1 protein-coding gene is annotated in these 2658 nt (G+C 67.7%); it reads left to right on the top strand.

The annotated features are described in order from the left end of the window. Positions 1–924: 924 nt before the first annotated feature. On the top strand, positions 925–2451 hold the full coding sequence (locus I8N67_RS41190; protein ID WP_200309433.1) for a VCBS repeat-containing protein: 1527 nt from the start codon (positions 925–927) through the stop codon (positions 2449–2451). The last annotated feature ends 207 nt before the right edge of the window (positions 2452–2658 follow it).

The raw sequence follows: 2658 nt of genomic DNA, 5'->3' as shown, positions 1-2658 counted from the left end.
ACTCGTAATGCGTAGGTCTCGGGTTCGAATCCCGAAGGCGGCTCCATGGTGAACCCCAGGTCATGCCTTTGACCTGGGGTTTCTTCGTTTTATTGACCTTGGAATTCGGGCGGATCGGACACTCGAGGGCTATGCATCGTAATGCGTAGGTCCGAGGTTGACGGTCGGTGGTGATTCTGCTCTGCAAGGCTGTGAACTGGTCTTTTGTCGCTCGCTATCGGTCCGCCTCGGCCTGTTCGGAATGGCGTGGTGGCCATTTGGTGGCCAAGCGTGCAGGCATCGTGCAGATCGGCTCCCGCTTGGCCGCGTAACTGGAGGTTGGGAAGGGGACAGTTGTTGTGCCCACCCGACAATCACGGGTGGCGTCCCTTGTCTTGGTGCAGCCGATCAGGCTGCGGAATCTGCAGGTCGCGGCCCGAATCGCCTCGCCGGAGGCCCTGCTGGGACTCGTCGAGCCGGGACCAGCGGTCATCGCGCGACGGCCCGCAGCGGCACGTATCGGACGACTCCGAAGCGGAGGCGACGGAACGTGATCGGCTACGCCATCACGGGGGACATGACCCCGGCGAGTCGATCGGGCGGTGACCCGACCGGTCAGCGCTGATGTTGTTCGTGAGTGGGAAACGGCCAACTTTGCGCGCAGGTAAGGGATTCCTTCCCGGGTGCAGGTTTGCGATGCCTGTGAGTCGCTGGCGTGGACATGCTCGCCGTGTGGCCGTGCAAGGAGATCGCTGCACTGTAGGGCGACCGTCCTCCCGGGCAGGCGTGATCACGCCAACCTGCCCCTGAGTGGTCCTTATAAATTCTTGACGCTTCAAGTCCACTCACCGTTAACTCACGCCACTCTTGTGATCTCTGTGCGTGGTCGGGGTGGGGGCAGTGAAAGTGCGATGGGGGAAGGGTGCTGCCGTAAGGGCGGTGCTCGTGAGCGTGGTGTCCCTGGGGCTCGCGGTGGCGGGACCGGCTGGAGCGGGATCCGCCGGGGCGCCGACCGCGGTTGCGGCGGTGTGCACCGGCGGGGTCAACCCGGACTACAACGGTGACGGCATCCGCGACATCGCGATAGCCGATCCCGATGCCACGGTGGCGGGCAAGGCCCGCGCCGGCCGCATCGATGTCGTGTACGGCGGCGGCAAGGGCACCAAGCGGCTGGATCAGGATCTTGCCGAAGTGCCTGGAGTGGCGGAGTCGGGTGACCAGTTCGGATTCAGCCTGGCGACGTTCGACGTGAACGAGGACGGCTGTGACGACTTGGCGGTCGGCATTCCGCATGAGGCGATCGGCACCGCCGCCGACTCCGGAGGCGTCGCGGTGCTCTACGGTTCGCCGGACGGTCTCGGGCAGGGCACGGCGTCCGTGGGCTACGACCAGGGTCTGGAAGCCGTTCCGGGCGTCGCCGAGACAGGTGACTGGTTCGGGTACTCCGTTGCCGCCGGCACCAGTGGCGGTACGCCTTTCCTGCTCATCGGTGTTCCGGGTGAGGACATCGGCTCGCCCTCCCTGGTGGACGCGGGCGTCGCCGTCCATGTGAAGGGCAGCGCGATCACCGACTTCAGCCAGGACTCAGCCGGGGTCCCCGGCGTGGTCGAGAAGGATGACCGGTTCGGAGCCCAGGTCGCCGCCACCGCAACCCACTTCGCGGTCTCGGCGCCGGGCGAGGCCATCGGAACGGACACCTTTGCCGGCGGTGTCTCGCTGTTCAACCACACCTTCACCGATGGTGTGCCCGCCGCGGTCCTCGGCCTGGACCAGGACGGCGCACTGAGCGATGACACCAACGTCTTCGGCGAGGCCGAGTCCAGCGACAGTTTCGGCAAGTCCATGGCGATGGTGCCCTTCCGGACCTCGGGCACGGGCACGCCCACCGAGTCGCTGTTGGCCGTGGGGGTGCCCGGCGAGGACCACCCCGCCGATGCCGACGGCGGCATGGTGCACATCTTCAAAGTGACCGCGGCGGGCGCTGTCAGCGAGCGCCAGCGCATCCACCAGGACGTCGCCGACATCGAGGGCAGCACGGAGCCGGGTGACCTGTTCGGTGAGCGGCTCGTCGCCGTCAACACCGCTCCGACTGCTACCTCCACCGCCTCCACCATGCTCCTCGCGGTCGGTGCCCCCGGCGAGGACCTCGGCGATGACCGTGACGCCGGTGCGGTGCAGACGTTCCCGTTGGTCGGCGCGCCCGGCGACGGTGACCTGTTCATCGAGCAGGGAACCGCCGGGACGGGCGGGGACGTCGGCCCGCAGGAGTACTTCGGCACGGCTCTCGGCGCGACGAGCGCTTCGCTGTATCTCGGCGTTCCCTATGGCCCTGCTGCCGACCGGGCCGTGTACGCGCTGCCTTGGGGCAACGTCGCGCCCGGCGGCACTGCGGGCACGGTGCAGAGCTGGCGGCCGGGCGAGGGCGGCATCCCCGCAGGCGACGTGACGGCATTCGGAGCGGTGATCCGATGAAGATGAACGGGGAGAGGAGCCGAAAGCAGAAGGTGTGGCGTCGAGGTGGGACGCCGACGGTTCTTGCGCTTGCGACGGCCGGGCTCGTAGCGACCGTAGTGACGGGTCTGCCCACGGACTCCGGGGACGCACGGTCCCAGGTCGTGCCGGTGGCCGCCACCTCCGCTGCGCTGAAGGCGGCTGTCGACGAGGGCGTGTCCACCGAGA

Source organism: Streptomyces adelaidensis (genome assembly GCF_016598475.1).
Taxonomy (GTDB): Bacteria; Actinomycetota; Actinomycetes; order Streptomycetales; family Streptomycetaceae; genus Streptomyces; species Streptomyces adelaidensis.
This window is presented reverse-complemented; position numbering and strand designations above follow the sequence as displayed.